This window comes from Chitinophaga sp. RCC_12 (genome assembly GCF_041360695.1).
GTDB lineage: Bacteria > Bacteroidota > Bacteroidia > Chitinophagales > Chitinophagaceae > Chitinophaga.
The window spans coordinates 238,347-257,279 of the sequence record NZ_JBFUPS010000007.1 but is presented as its reverse complement, the minus strand read 5'-3'; the positions used below and the strand labels follow the sequence as shown (position 1 = coordinate 257,279).

The window sequence follows — 18,933 nt, the reverse complement described above, 5'->3', positions numbered from 1 at the left end:
CGCTAAAACCACGGAACATAACCCGTCAAAAGATAAATACATTGAACATGAAATTCTTCTCCGCAAACTATCTTAAAAAAACCTGGGGGTTATTACTCCTCTTCACTGCGAGCAGTTATGCGCAGCAACAACGCCCTAACATTATTTTCATTTTCTCCGACGACCATGCTTACCAGGCTATCAGCGCCTATGGCAGTAAACTGGTGCAAACGCCTAACATCGACCGGATTGCCAGCCAGGGCGCCATTTTCAAAAATGCCCTCGTCACCAATTCCATTTGCGGCCCCAGCAGGGCTACCCTGCTTACCGGCAAGTATAGCCACATCAACGGCTACACGCTCAATGAGAAAAGGTTTAATGTAGAACAGCAACTATTCCCGGCCCTGCTGCAGCAAAACGGCTACCAGACTGCCTGGATCGGCAAATGGCATTTAGGCAGTTTGCCAAAGGGGTTCGACTACTGGCGTATCCTCAACAGCCAGGGCCAATACTACAACCCTGATATCATCGGTCCAAACGATACCACCCGCATGGAAGGCTATGTAACCAATATTATTACCAACCTTTCTGTTAACTGGCTCAACAAACGCGATACTTCCAAACCCTTCTTCCTGGTGGTAGGCGAAAAAGCGACACACCGCGAATGGCTGCCGGATGTCCAGGACCTCGGTGCATACGACGATAAAACATTTCCCCTCCCGGCCACTTTCAAAGATGATTACAAAAACCGCCTGGCAGCACAAAACCAGGACATGACCATCGATAAAACCATGCGCCTGAAAGAAGACCTGAAAGTGCATGCCAACTACGAAAAAGGTATCTATGGCCGCTTTACGCCGGAACAAAAAAAGGCGTTTATTGATTACTATGAAAATAAGATCAGCAAAGAATTTGATGAACAAAAACTAACAGGTGATGCCCTCGTAGAATGGAAATACCAGCGCTACCTGAAAGATTACCTGGCCACGGCAAAATCGCTCGACAGGAACATCGGCCAACTATTGGACTACCTCGATAAATCAGGGCTTTCAAAAAATACAGTCGTTGTATATGCCTCTGATCAGGGCTTCTATATGGGAGAACACGGCTGGTTTGATAAACGCTTTATTTATGAAGAATCATTACGTACACCTTTTGTGATCAGATACCCCGGCGTAATAAAGCCAGGCACCTCCATCAATCAGCTGATGCTGAACATCGACTGGGCCCCCACTTTCCTGAACATCGCCGGCGTAAAAGTACCCGCTGATATTCAAGGCACCTCCTTTTTACCGCTGCTGAAAGCAAATGCCGGAAATGTTCCCTGGAGAAAAGAAGCCTATTACCACTATTACGAATTTCCGGAGCCCCACCATGTATACCCGCACTTCGGTATCCGTACAGAACAATACACGCTGGTACGCTTCTACGGGGAGTCCAACAGCTGGGAACTGTATGATCTGAAACAGGACCCGCACGAGGTAAACAATCTTTACGGCCGGAAAGGCACGGAGAAACTCACCGCAACCTTAAAAGAGCACCTGAAACAACTGATGGTTCAATATAAAGACACCGGGGCGCTAAAAATCCTCACACAGCCATAACTGCTGCCAGCCGATGGCGATCAAATCTTTTGACAATTAAGCCAAAAGGGCTATTTTTGAGCCCTGATTGCAGTTTTTACTGGTGATCTGCTGGCTTGAATGTGCGACCGAAAAATATTCTTTAAGTTATTGATAAAAAGGAAATTAAAAACTTAAGGAACCGCATCAGCAACGATGCGGTTTTTTTTATGCACCGTCTTAATCATTATTACGATTATTATTAAAACATGAAGACATACTTCCGATTATTATCATTTGCTAAACCTATTAATAAATTTGCGATCCCCTATATTATTTGTGTACTGTTGTCTGTAATATTCAGCACGCTGAACCTTGCATTGCTGGCACCTCTCCTGGAAACGCTGTTCAACAAGGACCTCAATCAGAAAATTGTTCCCATGCCGGACAACTACTTTGATATTTTCAAAGTATTTAAACATTACACCACCACTATTGCCAGTGAATATGGTAAAATCAAAAGCCTGGAATTTGTTTGCGTCTGCATTGCCTGCTCAGTATTAGTAGGCAACCTGTTCCGCTATTTCGCGGACCGTACCATGGAAAGCCTGCGCATACAAACCTTGCTGAACCTGCGTAAGTCAGTATTCAACAATGTAATGAACCTTCACCTGGGTTATTTTAGCAATGAAAGAAAGGGAGATATCATTTCCAAGATTGCGTCCGATGTCCAGGTAGTACAGTATACAGTAACCGGTACCCTGCAGGTGTTATTTAAAGAACCGGCCCAATTGATCTCTTTCCTGGTCATCCTGTTCCTTATCTCGTATAAATTAACGCTGGTATCGATGCTGGTTATTCCCGTGGCCGGCCTCATTATATCCCGGATCGTAAAACGACTGAAAGAACAGGCTACCGCTTCCCATCAAACTTACGGCATGATGATCAGCTACCTCGACGAGGCGCTGAACGGCATCAGGATCGTAAAGGCATTTAATGCCGTTGGATTTATTACCAACCGCTTTGATGAACAAAACCGCAAGTATTCCAAGATATCCCGCTCAATGGCTAAAAGACAGCAACTGGCCTCGCCCGTTTCTGAAACTTTAGGGGTTTTAATGGTGGCCGGTATCGTATTTTATGGCGGTTCGCTTATTATCAATAACCAGGGCGATATGGACGGATCTACCTTTGTGGTATATATTGCCCTCTTCTCCCAGATTATGCGCCCGGCAAAAGCTATTTCCACTGCGTTCAGCAATATCCATTCAGGCGTTGCGGCGGGCGACAGGGTGCTGGAGCTGATCGATCAGCAGTCGGCTATCACCAACGCACCCGATGCTGTTACCTTAAACGGCTTTACCAATGAGATCCGTTTTGATGGTGTTTCTTTCGCCTACGGCGAGAAGAAAGTACTGAATAACATTCACCTCAGCATACCCAAAGGCTCCACGGTGGCGCTGGTAGGCCCTTCCGGCGGCGGAAAATCCACCTTGATGGACCTGATCCCCCGTTTCATGGACCCACAGTCAGGCAGCGTCCTGATAGATGGCAAAAACCTGAAGTCCGTTACAATGGAATCTTTACGAGCTCTCATGGGCGTTGTAAACCAGGAGTCCATCCTCTTCAATGATACCATCTTCAATAATATTGCTTTCGCCAAACCTGACGCCACCATGGAAGAGGTAGAGGCCGCAGCCAGGATTGCCAACGCACACGATTTCATCAGCAAAACGGAAGACGGTTACAACACCAATATCGGGGATAAAGGGTCCAAGCTCTCCGGCGGACAACGGCAGCGTATCTGCATTGCACGCGCCGTACTCTCCAATCCGCCACTGATGCTGCTGGACGAGGCCACTTCCGCCCTGGATACAGAATCTGAGAAAATGGTGCAGGATGCGCTGAATAACCTGATGAAGAACCGCACATCCCTGGTGATTGCCCACCGCCTGAGCACAATTCAGAATGCAGACCTGATCATTGTACTGGATAACGGCCAGGTGGCCGAGCAAGGCACCCACCAGGAACTGCTCAGCAACAACGGTATTTATAAACGGCTCATTGAAATGCAGACGTTTAGTAACTAAATAAAAAAAGGCCACCGATCGGTGGCCTTTTTTTATGATATCTTTTAATATTATTACTCCGTTGATAAATGGTGCCTGTAGCCGTTGGAACAATAGGCAATCCCGTGGTTTAAGGTATCCAGGTAAACCCTGTAGTTGATGTTTTCGTGTACACGGGAATTAAAAGGATGATGCAGGTGATAACATACCGCTTTTAATTTTACCTTTTTCTGGTATAAACCTGAGTTGATGAAACGTGCTGCCAGTTCAATATCTTCATGCCCCCACCCTTTCAATTCATTATTATAACCATTCACTTTCAGAAAATCCTCTCTCCAGAAAGCACAGTTACAACCAATCCAGTTACGGGAACGCTGACTCTTTTTGATCAGCAATGGAGCCAGGATAGGAATGCGAAGCGAATTAATCCGGTTTCTCACGTCTTTGCTGAAAGAAGATACCCGCTCAAACTGACCATTGTTCAGGTATTTCCTGGTAATCTCTTCCTGTAACAACACCCTGCTGCCACGGATAAAATATCCTTTTTCCGCTTCACTGATATGGTCCCTGATGAAAAGCTCATGCATCACAATATCGCCATCAATCTGGATGATATAGTCGGAAGAAGTACCGGTAATCGCCTGGTTAATGATGATAGTTTTACGGAAGCCCTCGTCCGGATGCCAAAAATGCTTCACCGGAATATTAGTTTTTCGTCTGAATGCTTCTACAACATCCCTGGTAGCCTCTCCGGAGCCATCATCAGCTATAATGACTTCGTCGGGGAGAACGGTTTGCACCAGTACACTATCCAGCACAAGCTTTAATGCTTCCGGCCAGTTGTATGTAGTAACAAGTAAGGCCACCGACACTCTTTCACCCATATTAGTTAGATATAAAATTAATGTTTAAAAAGCTCATATTGTTAAGCTTCTCTGGTATAACGCCATTTTACCCCTAATTATTTTACGCCATTTCTTTCGTTGTGTACACAGCATTTGTCTTGTTATATATACATATAATCAAGAAAAGTGTAGGTTTATTTCCATTAATAATCGGCCAGTTATACTTTAAGTTAGCTTCTAATTATAATAACGATCTAAGGCTTCAATAAGTTACATGTTGCTACAGTACTTTCAATAAAATTATGCCAATCTGGTTTTTATAGGAACTTATCATGATTTATTTTTTGGATATTAGTTTACAAACTACAAAAACATAATAATTTTATGCAATTTATAATTTAATTACCAGAACAACATAATATTTTTTTTAACGATACATTCTCTCCTGTCCTGCATCTATTTTCTTTACTAATTCCTGTCTTACCACCTGCGGTACCCTGTCAAGCAACTTATACCTGGTAGCCTTTTCTATCTCTTCAACAGATGTCAGGTAAGCGCTCCACCTCGCATTTACATCGTTTTTATTCGGTGTGTTCACTGCAATAATACGGGTGTTCTTATTAATTCGCTGCAAATCATTGTTTCCTTCCGGTAAAATTACCAGGACCTTCCAGATATGGTCCGGCACGGTAACCTTACGGCCGTCTATTGTTTTGGCCAATCCCTTGCTGCCGGTTCCACCACTGCCATAGCTGCCCATGATCACATATACTTCATTCCCTTTCATCACCAGCTCCCGTGTATATTCTTCCAGGTTCTTCCATAAATGCTGGTTATGGTTGGGCGCCTGAGGGATCATATTGGTCATCAGGAAAGTGGATTCGTTGGCGGCACGGGTGGCGGTCCGGTCGCCCGACGGACAATTATGCCCCCTGTCGAATCCGCTGCCCATATAACTGGTCTGGGATACCTGGTACCAGTTCCCTGGAATATCGGCGTCCGGCCGGAAATCATTGCCCCGCGACATTTTACCCAGATCCTTCCGCGATATATGCCAGGCCACCCAGTTGGGCGTTCCCCGGTCACGGTTATACGACAGCTTGTAATATTCCTTATCCATCAGGTAATTATTCGCCATCACCAACGATCCACTGGCATCGCTGGGATTGCCCAGTAACAGGTTGTCGTCGTCGCTACCTGCCGGTTTCTCCACCGGCTTAACCGGTGTGTCCTTCCCGCCGGCAGTGACCCGGAACCGATCAAAATTGATCCTGCTGCTGCCGGGATCTGTTTTCCGGATATCAAAACGGATTGTGCCCGTACTTTTCGCGGTAAAAGTGGCCGTTTTCAGCACACCGGACGTAACACTAACGGGATCCCCCACACGAAAATAGCTTTGCCCGCGGTTCACGGATGCCCACAACTCCCATGTGCCCATTTTATCGTCCCCGTACCCGGCATATTTTAGTGTAACCGTTACCGTTCCTTTTACAAGGATATCGAATTTCATCCCGGTCCTCCCATTGTCCCGGATACGCAACGCCTGCGTACCTGTTTTATGATCTTCCTCCAGGTTGCCGGTCACGGCATCCTTAAACTTCCAGGTACCACTGGATAATGCTACGTCTCCGCTGTTATAATTTGTTTTGGATCCCGGCTCAAAATCTTCTGCCAGTAAAAATGTACTGGTGCCGGAAGTAGTATTTTTTTTGTGAGATGATTTCTTTGGAGGAGATTTTTCATGGTCGCCGGTAATTTTCCGGGAACAGGTAGTCACCGCAAATGCAGCGATGATCAATATAACGATAACGGCTAAACTGCTGCCCCCCTGGTGCTTCTTCTTTTTTCTTCTCTTCTTCTTTGACATAGAATGGTAACGAACGCCCGCGAAGATAAAGAATAAAAAACAGGGGGACAAAGTTCATCGTTTACACGAGACCGTTAGCCGGTTCCTTTTTAATTCCGGGTAGCTCCGCTGATCATATATTTCCACACGGCTATGAAGTCTGTTCCCAACGTGGATCCGTGTTTATCTTTACGATCCACATCCGTAACAAGGATGCTGTTCCTGGAGTGAACGGGCATTCCCGGCTGCACCATCGTGGTATCGGTTACCGCCTGGTGGCTCACCGCACTTACATCCTGCACCTGGTACTGGTAATTAAACGGGTCTGCAACATGCAGAAACGCATAATACCTGTTCACCGGCGTGCGGCCACGCTCCTGCTGCCAATGTGCCGGCGCATTAAAATATTGCAGGTAATCCTGCGGCCCTGAAAACATCAGCACTCCACGCAAACGGAACTGCTTCCCGAAATATGCTGCATGCCCCGCTCCCTGCGAATGACCTGCAGCAATAACTTTATCCCAGCGCACTTGTCCATTACGTACAAACTCACTCCAGCCACGATCCTGCGCAGCCAGGTACACCACCAGTTTTGTAAAACGGTTCACCAGGCTATTCGCAGAATCTACATCTACCTTATCACTCACTGGCGTACCAAACATAATTTCCTGGCGGAAATGATCAAAACAGGTACTGTCTTCACTTTTGGAACACGCCGTGGTGATCACCGTGTTCATATAATCCGGAGTGATCACATAATAGCCCATGGCTGCAAAAGAACTGTCGAATGTACGGAAATCAGTGGCCGTGCCGCCGGTACCGGGAATCATCACTATCAGCTGATGGCGGTTGTTCCCCGCAGCGGGTTCTACAGCAAGATGCGGCGAATGCACTGTTTTTAATCCCTGCTGGGTGGCGCTGGGTACTATTGTCCGGAATTTTACCTGCGCCCGGCTTGTAACGGAAAAAAGCAGCGCAGTGGCAATGAGTAAACGTAGTTTGATTGGAAGCATGCGAAAAATATAAATGAATTGATGTCAAGATACAAATTTTGATTTTCTTTAAAAGCCTGACTATAATCAGTGTAATCAAGCAAAAAGACAACCTTGGCAGGATGGAAAAAATTTATTGCGTAAATTAGTAGTATGATACCATGGACGGAAATATTGATAAGATTATCGCTGGCAGCGGTTTTTGGCGGTATAATAGGTTTGGAAAGAGAACGGAAGGACTGGGCTGCCGGTCTTAGAACGCACATGATGGTGTCTGTAGGTGCGGCGTTAACCATGATGGTTTCTGCTTACGGATTTTCCGATATCCTGGGGCAACCTAACATTGTACTGGACCCCTCCAGGGTGGCCGCACAGGTGATCAGCGGTATTGGATTTATCGGCGCCGGCACCATTCTTTTTCTGAAAGAAGGCGTGGTTCGCGGGCTCACTACCGCCGCGGGATTATGGACGGTAGCAGCTATCGGGCTCGCCACCGGCGGCGGCATGTATTTCGCCGCATTTATTGCCACCGCTATTGCCATCATCATCCTGTGGCTGCTGCAGCCGGTAGAAAAAAGATTCCTCAGCCGCTTTGAACAAAAAACTATCCGCATCATCACTTTTGAACGAAGCAAATCCATTGAGGTAACAGATAAATTATTTCAAAACACCGCGCTCAATATTACTTCCTGCAACATCGAGCAAACAGATAGTTTCTTCTTTGTCACGGTACGTTTCAGAAGCATGGATAAAGCCATTGTAGGCAAGCTGATCGCAGATATACAGGCAGATACCGGCGTAAAAGAAGTCTCGTGGAACAACTGATCCGCAGCATAGGAAAGCCGGCCGTTAACACGGCCGGCCCCGATCCATCAACCTATATCAATTAATACCGGAACGACTCCCAGCCGGAAATAGTGGTACGGTTGCAGGTCATGGCCTGCGCGCCGTTTTCGCACGACACATATCGCCCATTATTTCCGCGGAGGGCGATGCTGCCGTCTGTATTTACTATCCAGTCAAATTTTTCCCAGTCGCCCACACTGGTACGGTTACACGTAATGGGATTAACGCCGTTTTCTGAAGAAACATACTTGCCCTGGCTTTTCAAAGCCACTTTACCACCGCCGGCATCTTCCACGGTAAACTGTTCCCATCCCTGTGCAGTAGTGCGGTTACAGGTCATGGCCTGCGTGCCGTTTTCACTGCTCACAAAAGCATTATTAAATCCTTTAAGTGTAATGGTACTGCCAATGGGCGCATTGCCACCGCTGTTGGAAATGGAGTATACCCGCACATAATCCACGTACATATTGGCAGGCAGTTTACTTTCATCGATCGTTTGTCCGGGGAAATCGCCTCCCACAGCCATGTTCAGGATAATAAAAAACTGGTTGTGGAATTCTTCTGTGCTGTTGATATTGTTCTGGATATTGGCCGTTGCAAACTGGTTACCATCCAGGTACCAGCGGATAGAACCGGCATCCCACTCCACCGCATACACGTGGTAATCTGTAATAGTGGTGCTGGAAGTGCCGCCATAGGAAACATGACCGTTGGCATCCCAGTGAATAGTGCCATAAACAGTGTTGCTGGTATTTACCTGCTCCATGATATCTATTTCACCGCATTTCGGCCAGCCGACGGAGCCAATGTTATTGCCCAGCATCCAGAAGGCAGGCCACAGCCCCTGACCGGAGGCCAGTTTAATCCGCGCTTCAATACGGCCGTACTGCGTAGTAAAATGCCCGGCAGTGTTCATTCGCGCAGAGGTATAGGGCCAGCCGTTCACGGACTGCTTCTTCGCGGTGATCACCAGGTTGCCGTTGCTCACACTGGCATTGGACGACTGGTAATACTGCTTTTCATTATTAACACCCGGACCGGTTTCAAAAGACCATTTGGAAGTGTTGACACTGGTGCCGTCAAATTCGTCAGACCAGATCAGCGTGTAAGCTGCTGCTGCCGCCTGCACTGCTACTGCAGCAGGCTGGGCATCCAAAGGTTGCAGATTATTGGTTGTTTTCGCCTCTTTTTTGCAGGCGCTCATCATTACCACTAACAGGAAGGAACCTACGCTAATGGAGATCAGTTTTTCTTTCATGGAATTTACAATTAAAGAAAAGGTGAACAAATAAGGCTAATGGATCAAACGTGGAGTTAATTTTATGCGTTCTTACTTTCTTTCAAAGGTCATCCCGGTAAACACACCGCCATCCTGCACAAAGGCTACCCGGATCCGGTGTTCCCCTTTTGTGAGGCGGATATTTTTCACCACCACCTGCTGCCCGGCAGATGGCACGGCAATATCAGCCGCCAGTACGCTGCCATCGTTGCTGATGTTAAACCTGGGGGCAACACTGTCGGTATCTGCTTTTATTTTTACGGTAAGGGTGTAGTTCCCGGCAGCGGTAACCCGGGTGGTGTACTGCAGCCATTCCCCGCTTTCAATATGAAATACCACCAACTCATCCTCCTCCTTTTTTATATCCACACCATCGTTGCGGTAAGCGTGGCCGCGGTTCCCCTGGGTATTAACGCCCGGCGTATAATGGTAGCTCGCGGTATCGAGGTCGTTATACGCTGAAAGGTTTCGTCCCAGGTCATAGTCCACCGCGCGGATCACGGCCTTGTCTTTGATGATATGTTCCCGGAAAGGAATGGCCTTACCGGAAGCCACCTGACGGAACATGGCATCTGTCACATCTTTATGATAAATATTATTTTCGATCCTGGTATTACCTGCAAATTCCATGAGTGCGCGGTAGGCTTCATCCGCCGCAGGTGCGGGCCCTTTGCCGTTCCAGTAATCCAGGAGCGCCTGGTAACCGGGCGCGAGCTTTATTTCCAGGGGATTGTTGATCCCCATCTTTTTCAGCTGCCACCATGCCCAGCCAATATCATTGCTTTCTGCCATACTGATAGTATGGGTGAACCAGTTATTGGAGTTTTCCCCCGATTCCCCCAGCCACAAGGGGAGGTTATATTGCGCCCGTAAATCCAGGAAATTCTGGATAGAAGCAGTATTGGTGAAGTTGCCGTATTTGTGAAAGCTGATCACCATGTTAGGGTCCCACGCACGCAGTATGCCCTTGTAATTATTCCCGAAACCATTTCCTTCTATAATGATGATATGCTGTTGATCTACTTCCCGGATGGCTTTGGTGATAGCTATCATCAGCTGTTTCAGGGGAATGTTCTTGGTTTCTTTGGTGCCCCTTTTATCCCCGGCGTCTTCAAATCCCCAGTTAGGTTCATTGATAATATCATAACCGCCTATCCAGGGTTCGTTGGCGTAACGCGCTGCCAGCTTGCGCCATAAGGCAATAGTTTTATCCCGGTTAGCCTGGCTTTCCCAGAGAGATGGCTTTTCGGGGTGCCTGTCGGAAATAGGCAGATCGTTCCCCTGCCCACCGGGCGCGGCATGCAGATCAAGGATCAGGTACATATGATTGGCCTTACACCAGTTCAGTAAGGAGTCGGTCAGTGCAAACCCTTTTTCCAGCCAGGTATTTTGACCGGCAACCGGCTCCTCATCTACCGGCAGCGTGTACAGGTTGAAGTGCATGGGCAGGCGAACGGAATTGAACCCCCATGCCGCCATCGAGTCAATATCCCTCCTGGTGGTATGGTTGCTAAGCCACGCGTCATAAAATGCCTGTGTTTTTTCAGGTCCTATCAGTTCCCGGATCTTTTCGCGGATCCTGTATTGCTGGCCGATATTACCCAGGCGGAACATATAGCCCTCCTGCAACATCCATCCTCCGAGGCCCATTCCCCGGAGGATCACCTGCTCGTTTTTTTCATTAACAATAATATGACCGCGGGTTTTCAGATATCCCTGCCCGTTACCAGGCAGCACGGAAGCCAGCAATAACATAAGTGCTATAACGTGGAATTTCAGCATGTACAGTGTGTCTTTAAAAAGAAAAATAAGAATATCCAAGATCCCTATTTAAAAGCATAAAATCATTTCCGGCACTACGTCATTTCTACTTCAAAGGACATTAAAACATTGATTGCTAATCTATCTTCATTACATCTTACCTACATCAGCAAAAAAAATTTACATTTAGTAAAACGCTTTTTAGATGAAGCATTTGTTGTTGCTGGCCCTTTTATTCCACGGAAAAATATTATTAGCCCAGAATACAATCGGATTACCCGCTGTGGTGAATTTCAGCAAAGCCCAATACCAGGGAAATGGCCAAACCTGGGACATTGATATTGACCATAACGGCATCCTGTATTTCGCCAATAATGAAGGACTTCTTACCTTCAACGGCAATTACTGGAAGCTTTACCCCGTACCCAACAACACCCGCCTGCGCGCAGTAAAAGTGGCGCCGGACGGGAAAATTTATGTTGGCGCACAGGACGACTTCGGGTATTATCTGCCCAATAAGAATGGTATCCTGGAATATACTTCTCTCAAAAAATATATCCCCGCCGGGCAAACAGAATTTGCAGACATCTGGAATATTGCATTATTCGACAACGGCGTTTACTTCAAAAGCAACAATAAAATATTTGGTTGGCGTAACAGGCAGATAGACGTGTACAATGCCCCCGTAGAATGGAAAATAATGGGCAGCACGGCCCACGGTCTCTATGCGCAGGACCTGCAACAGGGACTGCTGAAATTATTAAACGGTAAATGGCAACCCGTTAGCACCGGCTTCCAGGGCAAATCTCTCCTGGTCACCGCTTTCCTGGAAGAAAAAAATGATACCCTGCTGGTTGCCACCCTCAAAGACGGGCTTTTCCGCATCGCCGGTCAACAGTTACTCCCGCTGCAAACAGCAGCAGATAGTGTTTTCCGGAGCAGCCGCATTTATTGCGCCATTCCGCTGAGTAACGGCCAGCTGGCGGTGGGCACCTTCTCCAAAGGATGCTTTGTCATCAATGCCAATAATGGCAGCGTGATCCAGCAATTCAGCATGGACGAAGGTCTTCAGAATAATAATGTGCTCCGCCTGTTTGCTGATCCCCGCCACAATATCTGGCTGGCGCTGGACAACGGTATCGATCAGCTGCGTTACAATACCGCCATTAAACAGATACTACCCGCCAAACATAACTCGCTTACCACTTACGCGGCAAAGGTGTTTAATCAGCGCCTTTACATCGGCACTTCCGATGGACTATACAGCACCCCACTGGACACCGTTGCAGACCTCAGCTATTCCAAAGGCAACTTTCAGCCGGTGGCCAACACCCGTGGCCAGGTATGGAACCTTTCTGCTATCGGCTCCCACCTGCTGATGGCCCACCAGGAAGGAACATTTGAAATCACCGGCAACAAGGCTGCCGCCGTGCTGAAAGACCTGGGCTGCTGGGCCTACCTGCCGCTTTCCAACAACATACTTACCGGCTGTTATAATGGCCTGGCTATTATCCGCTATAACGGCCCACAGGTGCGTGTCAACCGCCACATCTCCGGTTTATACGAATCCCTCCGCTTCCTGGCGATGGACCCACAGCAACGTATCTGGTCCTCCCACCCCTACCGCGGTGTATACCTGCTCACCCTAAAAAATGACACCGCCCTGAGCTACCGCCTGTTCACGCAAAAAGACGGGCTGCCGTCCACCTACAATAATTACGTTTTCCGTATTCAACAACGGATGGTAGCCGCCACTATGAAAGGCATCTATGAATTTGATGAAGCCCGGCAGCAATTTGTTCCGTCGCAGGGATTGTTTGCCCCGCTGAAAAATGCAGCGGTGCAATACCTTTCGGAAGACAGCAGCGGCAACATCTGGCTGGTGGCGGATAAAAAGCCGGGAGTATTAAATCCCCGGCAGCGAACAATTACCTGGTTCCCCGAACTCACCGGGAAAATCGTTGGCGGCTTTGAGTTCATTTATCCCTTTAATGAGGAGAATATCTTTTTTGGCGGCGACAAAGGCATTTATCATCTCAACTATAAAAAATATTCCCGTCATGATGCCGGGCTGTCGGTATTACTCGGACAAATAAAAGCCACCAGCCGGAAAGACACCCTGCTGTATGGCGGCTACCAAACGGCCGGTGCACAGCCGCCAGTGGTACTCCCCAATGCGTTCAACAGTTTTCATTTTGAATATACGGCTCCTCCGGCGGAGCAAGGCAATCACATTACCTACAGCTATCAGCTGGCCGGCTTCGATAAACAACCCGGCGAATGGACCGCCAAAACAGAAAAAGAATATACCAATCTCCCTTACGGGAAATATACTTTTTGGGTAAAAGCAAAAGATAATCTCGGCAATATCTCCGCTCCGGCCAGTTATTCTTTTACCATTTTACCCGCCTGGTATCAAACCTATATAGCGAAGGCGGTGTATATACTGCTGCTCGCAGGGTTGATCTGGTACCTGTACCGGCGTCAGAAGAAAAAATTTGCTGCGCAGAAAGACAAACATCTGCGGGAACAACAACATCTCATTTTTCAACACCAGCTGGAGCTGGAAAGAAACGAGAAACAGCTGATCCGGCTGCGCAATGAAAAACTGGAATCAGACGTACAACATAAAAATAAAGAGCTGGCCACCGCCACGATGCACCTGGTACAAAAAGGCAAACTGATATCCAATATCCGTGAAGAGCTGATACAAAGCGTAAAGAAAACCAATGATCCCGAAGCGCTTCCTTCTTTCAAAAAAGTGATGCGGTTATTTGAAGAAGCAGAGAATAACGAAGAAGACTGGGCACAGTTCTCCCAACACTTTGATGAAGTGCATAACAACTTCCTGCGCACCCTTAAAAAACAATACCCGGATCTAACCACCACCGATCTTAAACTTTGTGCTTACCTGCGCATTAATCTTACCACCAAAGAAATAGCCCAATCGATGGGTATTTCCGTACGCGGCGTGGAAACCAGCCGGTACCGGCTTCGCAAGAAACTGAACATCCCCGGCGAAACAGGACTGTATGATTTCCTGATCAATATTACACAGGAATAAATATGCGAATGCTTGTCTTCCCACGGTAAAATCAAAAGAAGATAACAGTCACATCACCCGAAGGGGCGTATTTCTTCTTACTTTTGCAGGGAAATTTTTAAAGCCATACTATTTTGACCAACGAACTTTCAAAATCGAAATATTTCTTTCTTATCCTGATTCTCGGTACGCTCACAGCACTAGGCCCTTTCTCGATCGACATGTATCTTCCCGGCTTTCCGGCTATAGGAAAGGATCTGGGAGTAGATCCTACCAGGGTGGCCTTATCGCTTTCCAGCTTTTTTATTGGGATTTCAGCAGGACAATTACTATATGGTCCGTTGCTCGACCGGTTTGGCAGGAAGAAGCCGCTATTCATAGGACTCGTGCTGTATGTGATTTCTTCTATCGGCTGTATGTATGTGTCTTCCCTCAACGGGCTCATTATCCTCCGCTTTATCCAGGCCATAGGCAGTTGCGCCGCGGCAGTAGCTTCTGTGGCGATGGTGCGTGACCTGTTCCCGGTGAAAGACAATGCCAAAGTATTTGCACTGCTGATGCTCGTAGTGGGAACCTCTCCCATGATTGCGCCTACCGTAGGCAGTTATGTAACTAGCGCCTTTAGCTGGCACGCGGTATTCCTGGTGCTGGGCGTTATGGGCGCACTGATCCTGATAGCCACCATCCTCTGGCTGCCTGAAAGTTATAAGCCGGACAAGTCGATGTCACTGAAACCCGGTCCCATTATCAGCAACTTCCTGTCGGTGGTGAGTGAACCACAGTTTTATACCTACACTTTTGCAGGCGCAGTTTCTTTCTCAGGACTGTTCGCCTATGTATCGGCTTCGCCGCAGGTGTTTATGGATATTTATAAGCTCAGTGACAAAGCATATGGTTGGATCTTTGCGGGCCTTTCGGTAGGACTGATCGGTTCCAGCCAGGTGAACAGCCTGCTGTTGAAACGGTTCAGCAGTCAGCAGATAGTGCCGGTGGCGCTGCTTTGTCAAACCATCACAGGGCTTGTTTTCATTGTCTGCGCCTGGAATAACTTCTTATCATTACCCGGTATCATCGTATTGTTGTTCATCTACCTTTGCTGCCTGGGCTTTATCAATCCCAACACGACAGCATTGTCACTCGCCCCGTTCAGTAAAAATGCGGGCAGCGCGTCTTCCCTGATGGGCGCAACACAAATGGGAATAGGTGCGCTTGCCTCTACGGTGGTAAGCCTGTATAACACACACACGGCTACGCCGATGGCGATCACCATGTGCGGTACTTCCCTGCTCGCACTGTTTATATTACTGGTATGCCGCCGGAATATTAAAACGGCTGTGGCAGCGGCGCCTGGCACCGCTACGGTTGCGCATTAAACCAGTACGGCGCCGCCATCTGCCACTACTATCTGTCCCGTGCTGAATCCATTCTGCATCAGGTATAAATAAGTTTGCGCAATATCTTCCGGCTGGCCCACACGGCCTGCCGGAAGCATGCCGGCAGCCTGTTGATACATGACTTCGCGATCGGCCTCCGGCATTCCTGCCCAGAGTGCTGTTTTCACAATACCAGGCGATACCGCGTTTACACGTACAGGCGCCAGTTCTATGGCCAGCATACGGGTGAAGCCCTCCATAGCGCCACAAATGCAGGCGCCGGCCGCCCATCCCTGCTGCGGCCGTAGGTTGGCAATGCCGGTAGTCAACACCACCGATCCGCCCGGCAATATATTTTTACTGCCATACTTTACGGCATTGAATGCACCGAAAAAACGTAACTGAAATGCTTCCTGTAACTCAGCGGCTGTAAGGCTTTCCACCTGTCCGAACGGGAAGCCCCCCCCTGCTGTAAATACCAGATGATCAAAGGCGCCTGATGTGTGAAAGAAGTCACTTACCGCTGCTTCACTCCCCAGATCCAGCGCGAAGCCCTGCGCGGTTTCGGGTAACGTCGCCAATGCTTTATTTACTCTTTCAAGATTACTGGAAACAATGATCACCGTTGCCCCTGCCGCTGCTGCCGCCTGTGCCGTTGCCAAACCAATGCCGGCCGAACCGCCCAATACCAATACTTTTTTTCCTGTCAGATCCGTATTCATAATTATAATTTTTTATGAACACAAAATTCGGCAGCCGGCAGCAGGCATCATTTAACAAATGGTAAAAAGCATTAAAGGCGGCCATTTTTCCTGATCCGGCTGAGCGACTGCTGGGTAATACCCAGGAAAGAGGCAATGGTACTCAATGGTACACGGGCAACGATATCCGGTTCCTTTTGCAGGAAATACCGGTAACGCTCCGAGGCATCCAGTCCGAGGTATTCGTTCCGGGCCAGTACCTTTTCCAGCAAGCCTTGCCGGGTAATCTGATCTATCAGGGATCTGAGGTAAGGGATTTTTTCGTATAGCCTCATGAGGTATTCCTTATGCAATACAATTACAGCCGCATCACATACCGCCTCCAGTACATAAGGCGAGGGCGTTTCTTCGAGGTAACTGCCCAGTATGGTGGCACACTTATTTTCTTTCAGAAAAAATATGGTAATATCCTCTCCATCATCCGTATACTTTACCAGGCGCAATATACCTTCACAAATGAAGAACAGCTCCCGCGGCACTTTGCCCTCCGGCAGCAACACCGTTCCTTCCTTCACCTGTTGCACAACTAACCCTTCGGATAACAGCTGCCAGTCGTCATCAGACACGGGATGCAGCTGCTTCAGGAAGCGGTAAAAAGTATCCAAGCCTGTCATAGTTATAAATTTCTTTACAATATTATGGTAATTAAAGGAAGTCGTACCTTAGTATCTCCCAAAAAACAGCTCAATGGCATTCAATGAAAAACTCGCTGATCGCGTACGCGAAATCCTTTTCGCTTCCACCAACAACATCACGGAAAAGAAAATGTTTGGTGGCCTGTGCTTCATGGTAAACGACAAAATGTGCGTGGGCGTACGACCCGATAAAATGATGGTAAGAATTGATCCTGCTAAATCAGACGAGGTAGTGGAATCCTCTTCCGGCGCCGAAGCAATGATTCATGGGGGCAAAGAAATAAAAGGATTTATTTTTGTAGATGAAGATGAGCTGCACACAAAAAAACAACTACAATACTGGATTAAAATGGCATTAGAATTTAACGTAAATGCTAAGTCTTCCAGGAAAAAGTAGTCCTGTAATGCCGGCGGAGCTTTGACTTGCTACATTTTTTTCTACCTTTAAAACTACTGTAGCAACAATAGGAACCTGATTTTTTAACCGGCATTATTCGATTACTTATGAACACATTTACGCTGATAACGGCTTTAGTTACCATTAGTGCATTAATTTCCTACATCAACAACCGATTCATTAAACTTCCCGGAACCATAGGTGTGATCGTGGTTTCGCTGTTATTGTCTTTACTGATTTCCCTGACAGGTAAAATTTTCCCCGGCGCATTCACTTTTATTAAAGATGTCACCAACGGCATTGATTTCACCGGTACGCTGCTGGACGTAATGTTAGGTTTCCTGCTTTTCGCCAGCGCATTGCATTTCGATTTCAATAAACTAAAAGCGCAGCGGTATCCCGTGCTGATATTGAGTACCGTAGGGGTTATTGGCTCCACTTTTATATTCGGATTCCTGTTGTACTGGGCCACTGAGCTGCTGCACATCGACATCCCGCTGGTATACTGCCTGTTGTTTGGCGCACTCATTTCACCTACCGATCCGGTAGCGGTATTATCGATCTTAAAAAAATCAAAAGTCCCACCTGCCCTTGAAACCATTATTGGGGGCGAGTCTTTACTGAATGATGGTACTGGCATCCTGTTATTTGTGATCCTGAAAGAAGTAGCCGGGCAAACAGATAGTCATGTTTCCCTATCACATGCTGCTACCCTGTTTTCCCAGGAAGTATTCGGCGGCATCCTGCTGGGCGTTGTTTCCGCTATTGTAGCTTACAGGACCATGAAGCGTGTAGACGACTTCAATATCATTGTAATGGTATCCTTATCCATGGTAATGGTAATTTCTGTGGTAGGCGCTATACTGCACGTATCTATTCCACTGGCAGCCGTTTCCGCCGGATTGATATTGGGTAATACTTCCCTGGGAACAAAAAATGCGGAAGAGATACAGCACTATTTTCATAACATCTGGAGTCTCATCGATGAACTGCTGAACACCATCCTCTTCGTGATGATCGGGTTGCAGATTGTGATTATGCCCTTCCTGCAAAACTATTGGTTCACCGGTTTAATGGCCACCATATTTGTACTGATTGCGCGGGCGCTGAGTATTACCATCCCCGCCATTGTATTAAAGCGCTCCCTGAAAACAAATTATAAAAGCATCACCATATTGGTGTGGGCCGGACTGCGTGGGGGCATCTCCGTTGCACTGGCATTGTCGTTGCCGGAGTCGCCCTATAAGGAAATTATCCTCTCCGCCAGCTACTTTGTGGTACTATTCTCCATCATAGTGCAGGGACTCACGCTAAAGAAGGTAGTCGACCGCATGGCGTAGAGCGGATGTTGTCTTGGCTCAGGATTACGCTGATTTTACTGACTACCCGGATTTTTACTTTTGATTTTATAAAGGATTAAGGGAGATAGCAGCGGAGATACTCGCTTTATCTCCCTTAATTATTATTTTAGAAAAATCTAAAAATCTAAAAAAACCTAAAAGTAAAAATCCGGGTAATCAGTAAAATCAGCGTAATCCTGAGCCA

General features: G+C 47.4%; 14 protein-coding genes. 7 read left to right on the top strand and 7 right to left on the bottom strand.

The genetic code is table 11. The features are described from left to right. The first annotated feature begins 47 nt into the window (after positions 1-47). Both AB6805_RS21210 and AB6805_RS21205 read left to right on the top strand, forming a co-directional pair. Positions 48-1,583, top strand: coding sequence for a sulfatase (locus AB6805_RS21210; RefSeq protein ID WP_370911439.1), 1,536 nt, complete (start codon positions 48-50; stop codon positions 1,581-1,583). A 227-nt stretch (positions 1,584-1,810) separates the two neighbouring features. Then, positions 1,811-3,631, top strand: coding sequence for an ABC transporter ATP-binding protein (locus tag AB6805_RS21205; protein ID WP_370911438.1), 1,821 nt, complete (start codon positions 1,811-1,813; stop codon positions 3,629-3,631). Positions 3,632-3,684: 53 nt separating this feature from the next. On the opposite strand, the gene AB6805_RS21200 is transcribed toward AB6805_RS21205, so the two are convergent. The 3 genes from AB6805_RS21200 to AB6805_RS21190 form a co-directional block, all read right to left on the bottom strand. Beyond that, on the bottom strand, positions 3,685-4,494 hold the full coding sequence (locus AB6805_RS21200; RefSeq protein ID WP_370911437.1) for a glycosyltransferase family 2 protein: 810 nt from the start codon (positions 4,492-4,494) through the stop codon (positions 3,685-3,687). A 388-nt stretch (positions 4,495-4,882) separates the two neighbouring features. After that, complete coding sequence (locus AB6805_RS21195; protein WP_370911436.1) at positions 4,883-6,322, bottom strand: DNA/RNA non-specific endonuclease; 1,440 nt, start codon at positions 6,320-6,322, stop codon at positions 4,883-4,885. 89 nt (positions 6,323-6,411) lie between these two features. Then, a complete protein-coding gene (locus tag AB6805_RS21190; protein WP_370911435.1) occupies positions 6,412-7,314 on the bottom strand; it encodes a hypothetical protein in 903 nt (300 codons plus the stop codon). Between the two features lie 132 nt (positions 7,315-7,446). Between AB6805_RS21190 and AB6805_RS21185 the strand changes: the two genes are divergently transcribed. After that, positions 7,447-8,118 carry an MgtC/SapB family protein gene (locus AB6805_RS21185; protein WP_370911434.1) on the top strand — a complete coding sequence of 224 codons (672 nt, stop codon included), beginning with the start codon at positions 7,447-7,449 and terminating at the stop codon, positions 8,116-8,118. Between the two features lie 61 nt (positions 8,119-8,179). On the opposite strand, the gene AB6805_RS21180 is transcribed toward AB6805_RS21185, so the two are convergent. Continuing rightward, a complete protein-coding gene (locus AB6805_RS21180; protein WP_370911433.1) occupies positions 8,180-9,397 on the bottom strand; it encodes a family 16 glycosylhydrolase in 1,218 nt (405 codons plus the stop codon). A gap of 72 nt (positions 9,398-9,469) precedes the next feature. Then, the gene (locus AB6805_RS21175) at positions 9,470-11,200 is read right to left on the bottom strand and encodes a cellulase family glycosylhydrolase (protein ID WP_370911432.1); all 1,731 of its coding nucleotides are present in this window, start codon (positions 11,198-11,200) and stop codon (positions 9,470-9,472) included. A gap of 184 nt (positions 11,201-11,384) precedes the next feature. Between AB6805_RS21175 and AB6805_RS21170 the strand changes: the two genes are divergently transcribed. Together AB6805_RS21170 and AB6805_RS21165 are read left to right on the top strand one after the other, a co-directional pair. Further along, complete coding sequence (locus tag AB6805_RS21170) at positions 11,385-14,243, top strand: triple tyrosine motif-containing protein (RefSeq protein WP_370911431.1); 2,859 nt, start codon at positions 11,385-11,387, stop codon at positions 14,241-14,243. Positions 14,244-14,356: 113 nt separating this feature from the next. Beyond that, entirely contained in the window at positions 14,357-15,595 is a 1,239-nt protein-coding gene (locus AB6805_RS21165) for a multidrug effflux MFS transporter (protein WP_370911430.1), read from the top strand. Here the strand turns inward: AB6805_RS21165 and AB6805_RS21160 are convergent. Next, positions 15,592-16,317 (bottom strand): SDR family oxidoreductase, encoded by a 726-nt coding sequence (locus AB6805_RS21160; RefSeq protein ID WP_370911429.1) that lies wholly within the window; start codon positions 16,315-16,317, stop codon positions 15,592-15,594. The genes AB6805_RS21165 and AB6805_RS21160 overlap by 4 nt on opposite strands. A 71-nt stretch (positions 16,318-16,388) precedes the next feature. Continuing rightward, entirely contained in the window at positions 16,389-16,970 is a 582-nt protein-coding gene (locus tag AB6805_RS21155; RefSeq protein ID WP_370911428.1) for a Crp/Fnr family transcriptional regulator, read from the bottom strand. A 73-nt stretch (positions 16,971-17,043) separates the two neighbouring features. Between AB6805_RS21155 and AB6805_RS21150 the strand changes: the two genes are divergently transcribed. Both AB6805_RS21150 and AB6805_RS21145 read left to right on the top strand, forming a co-directional pair. Further along, the gene (locus AB6805_RS21150) at positions 17,044-17,388 is read left to right on the top strand and encodes a TfoX/Sxy family protein (protein ID WP_370911427.1); all 345 of its coding nucleotides are present in this window, start codon (positions 17,044-17,046) and stop codon (positions 17,386-17,388) included. Between the two features lie 107 nt (positions 17,389-17,495). Next, positions 17,496-18,728: a cation:proton antiporter gene (locus tag AB6805_RS21145; RefSeq protein WP_370911426.1), complete on the top strand. Its 1,233-nt coding sequence runs from the start codon at positions 17,496-17,498 to the stop codon at positions 18,726-18,728. Positions 18,729-18,933: the final 205 nt, after the last annotated feature.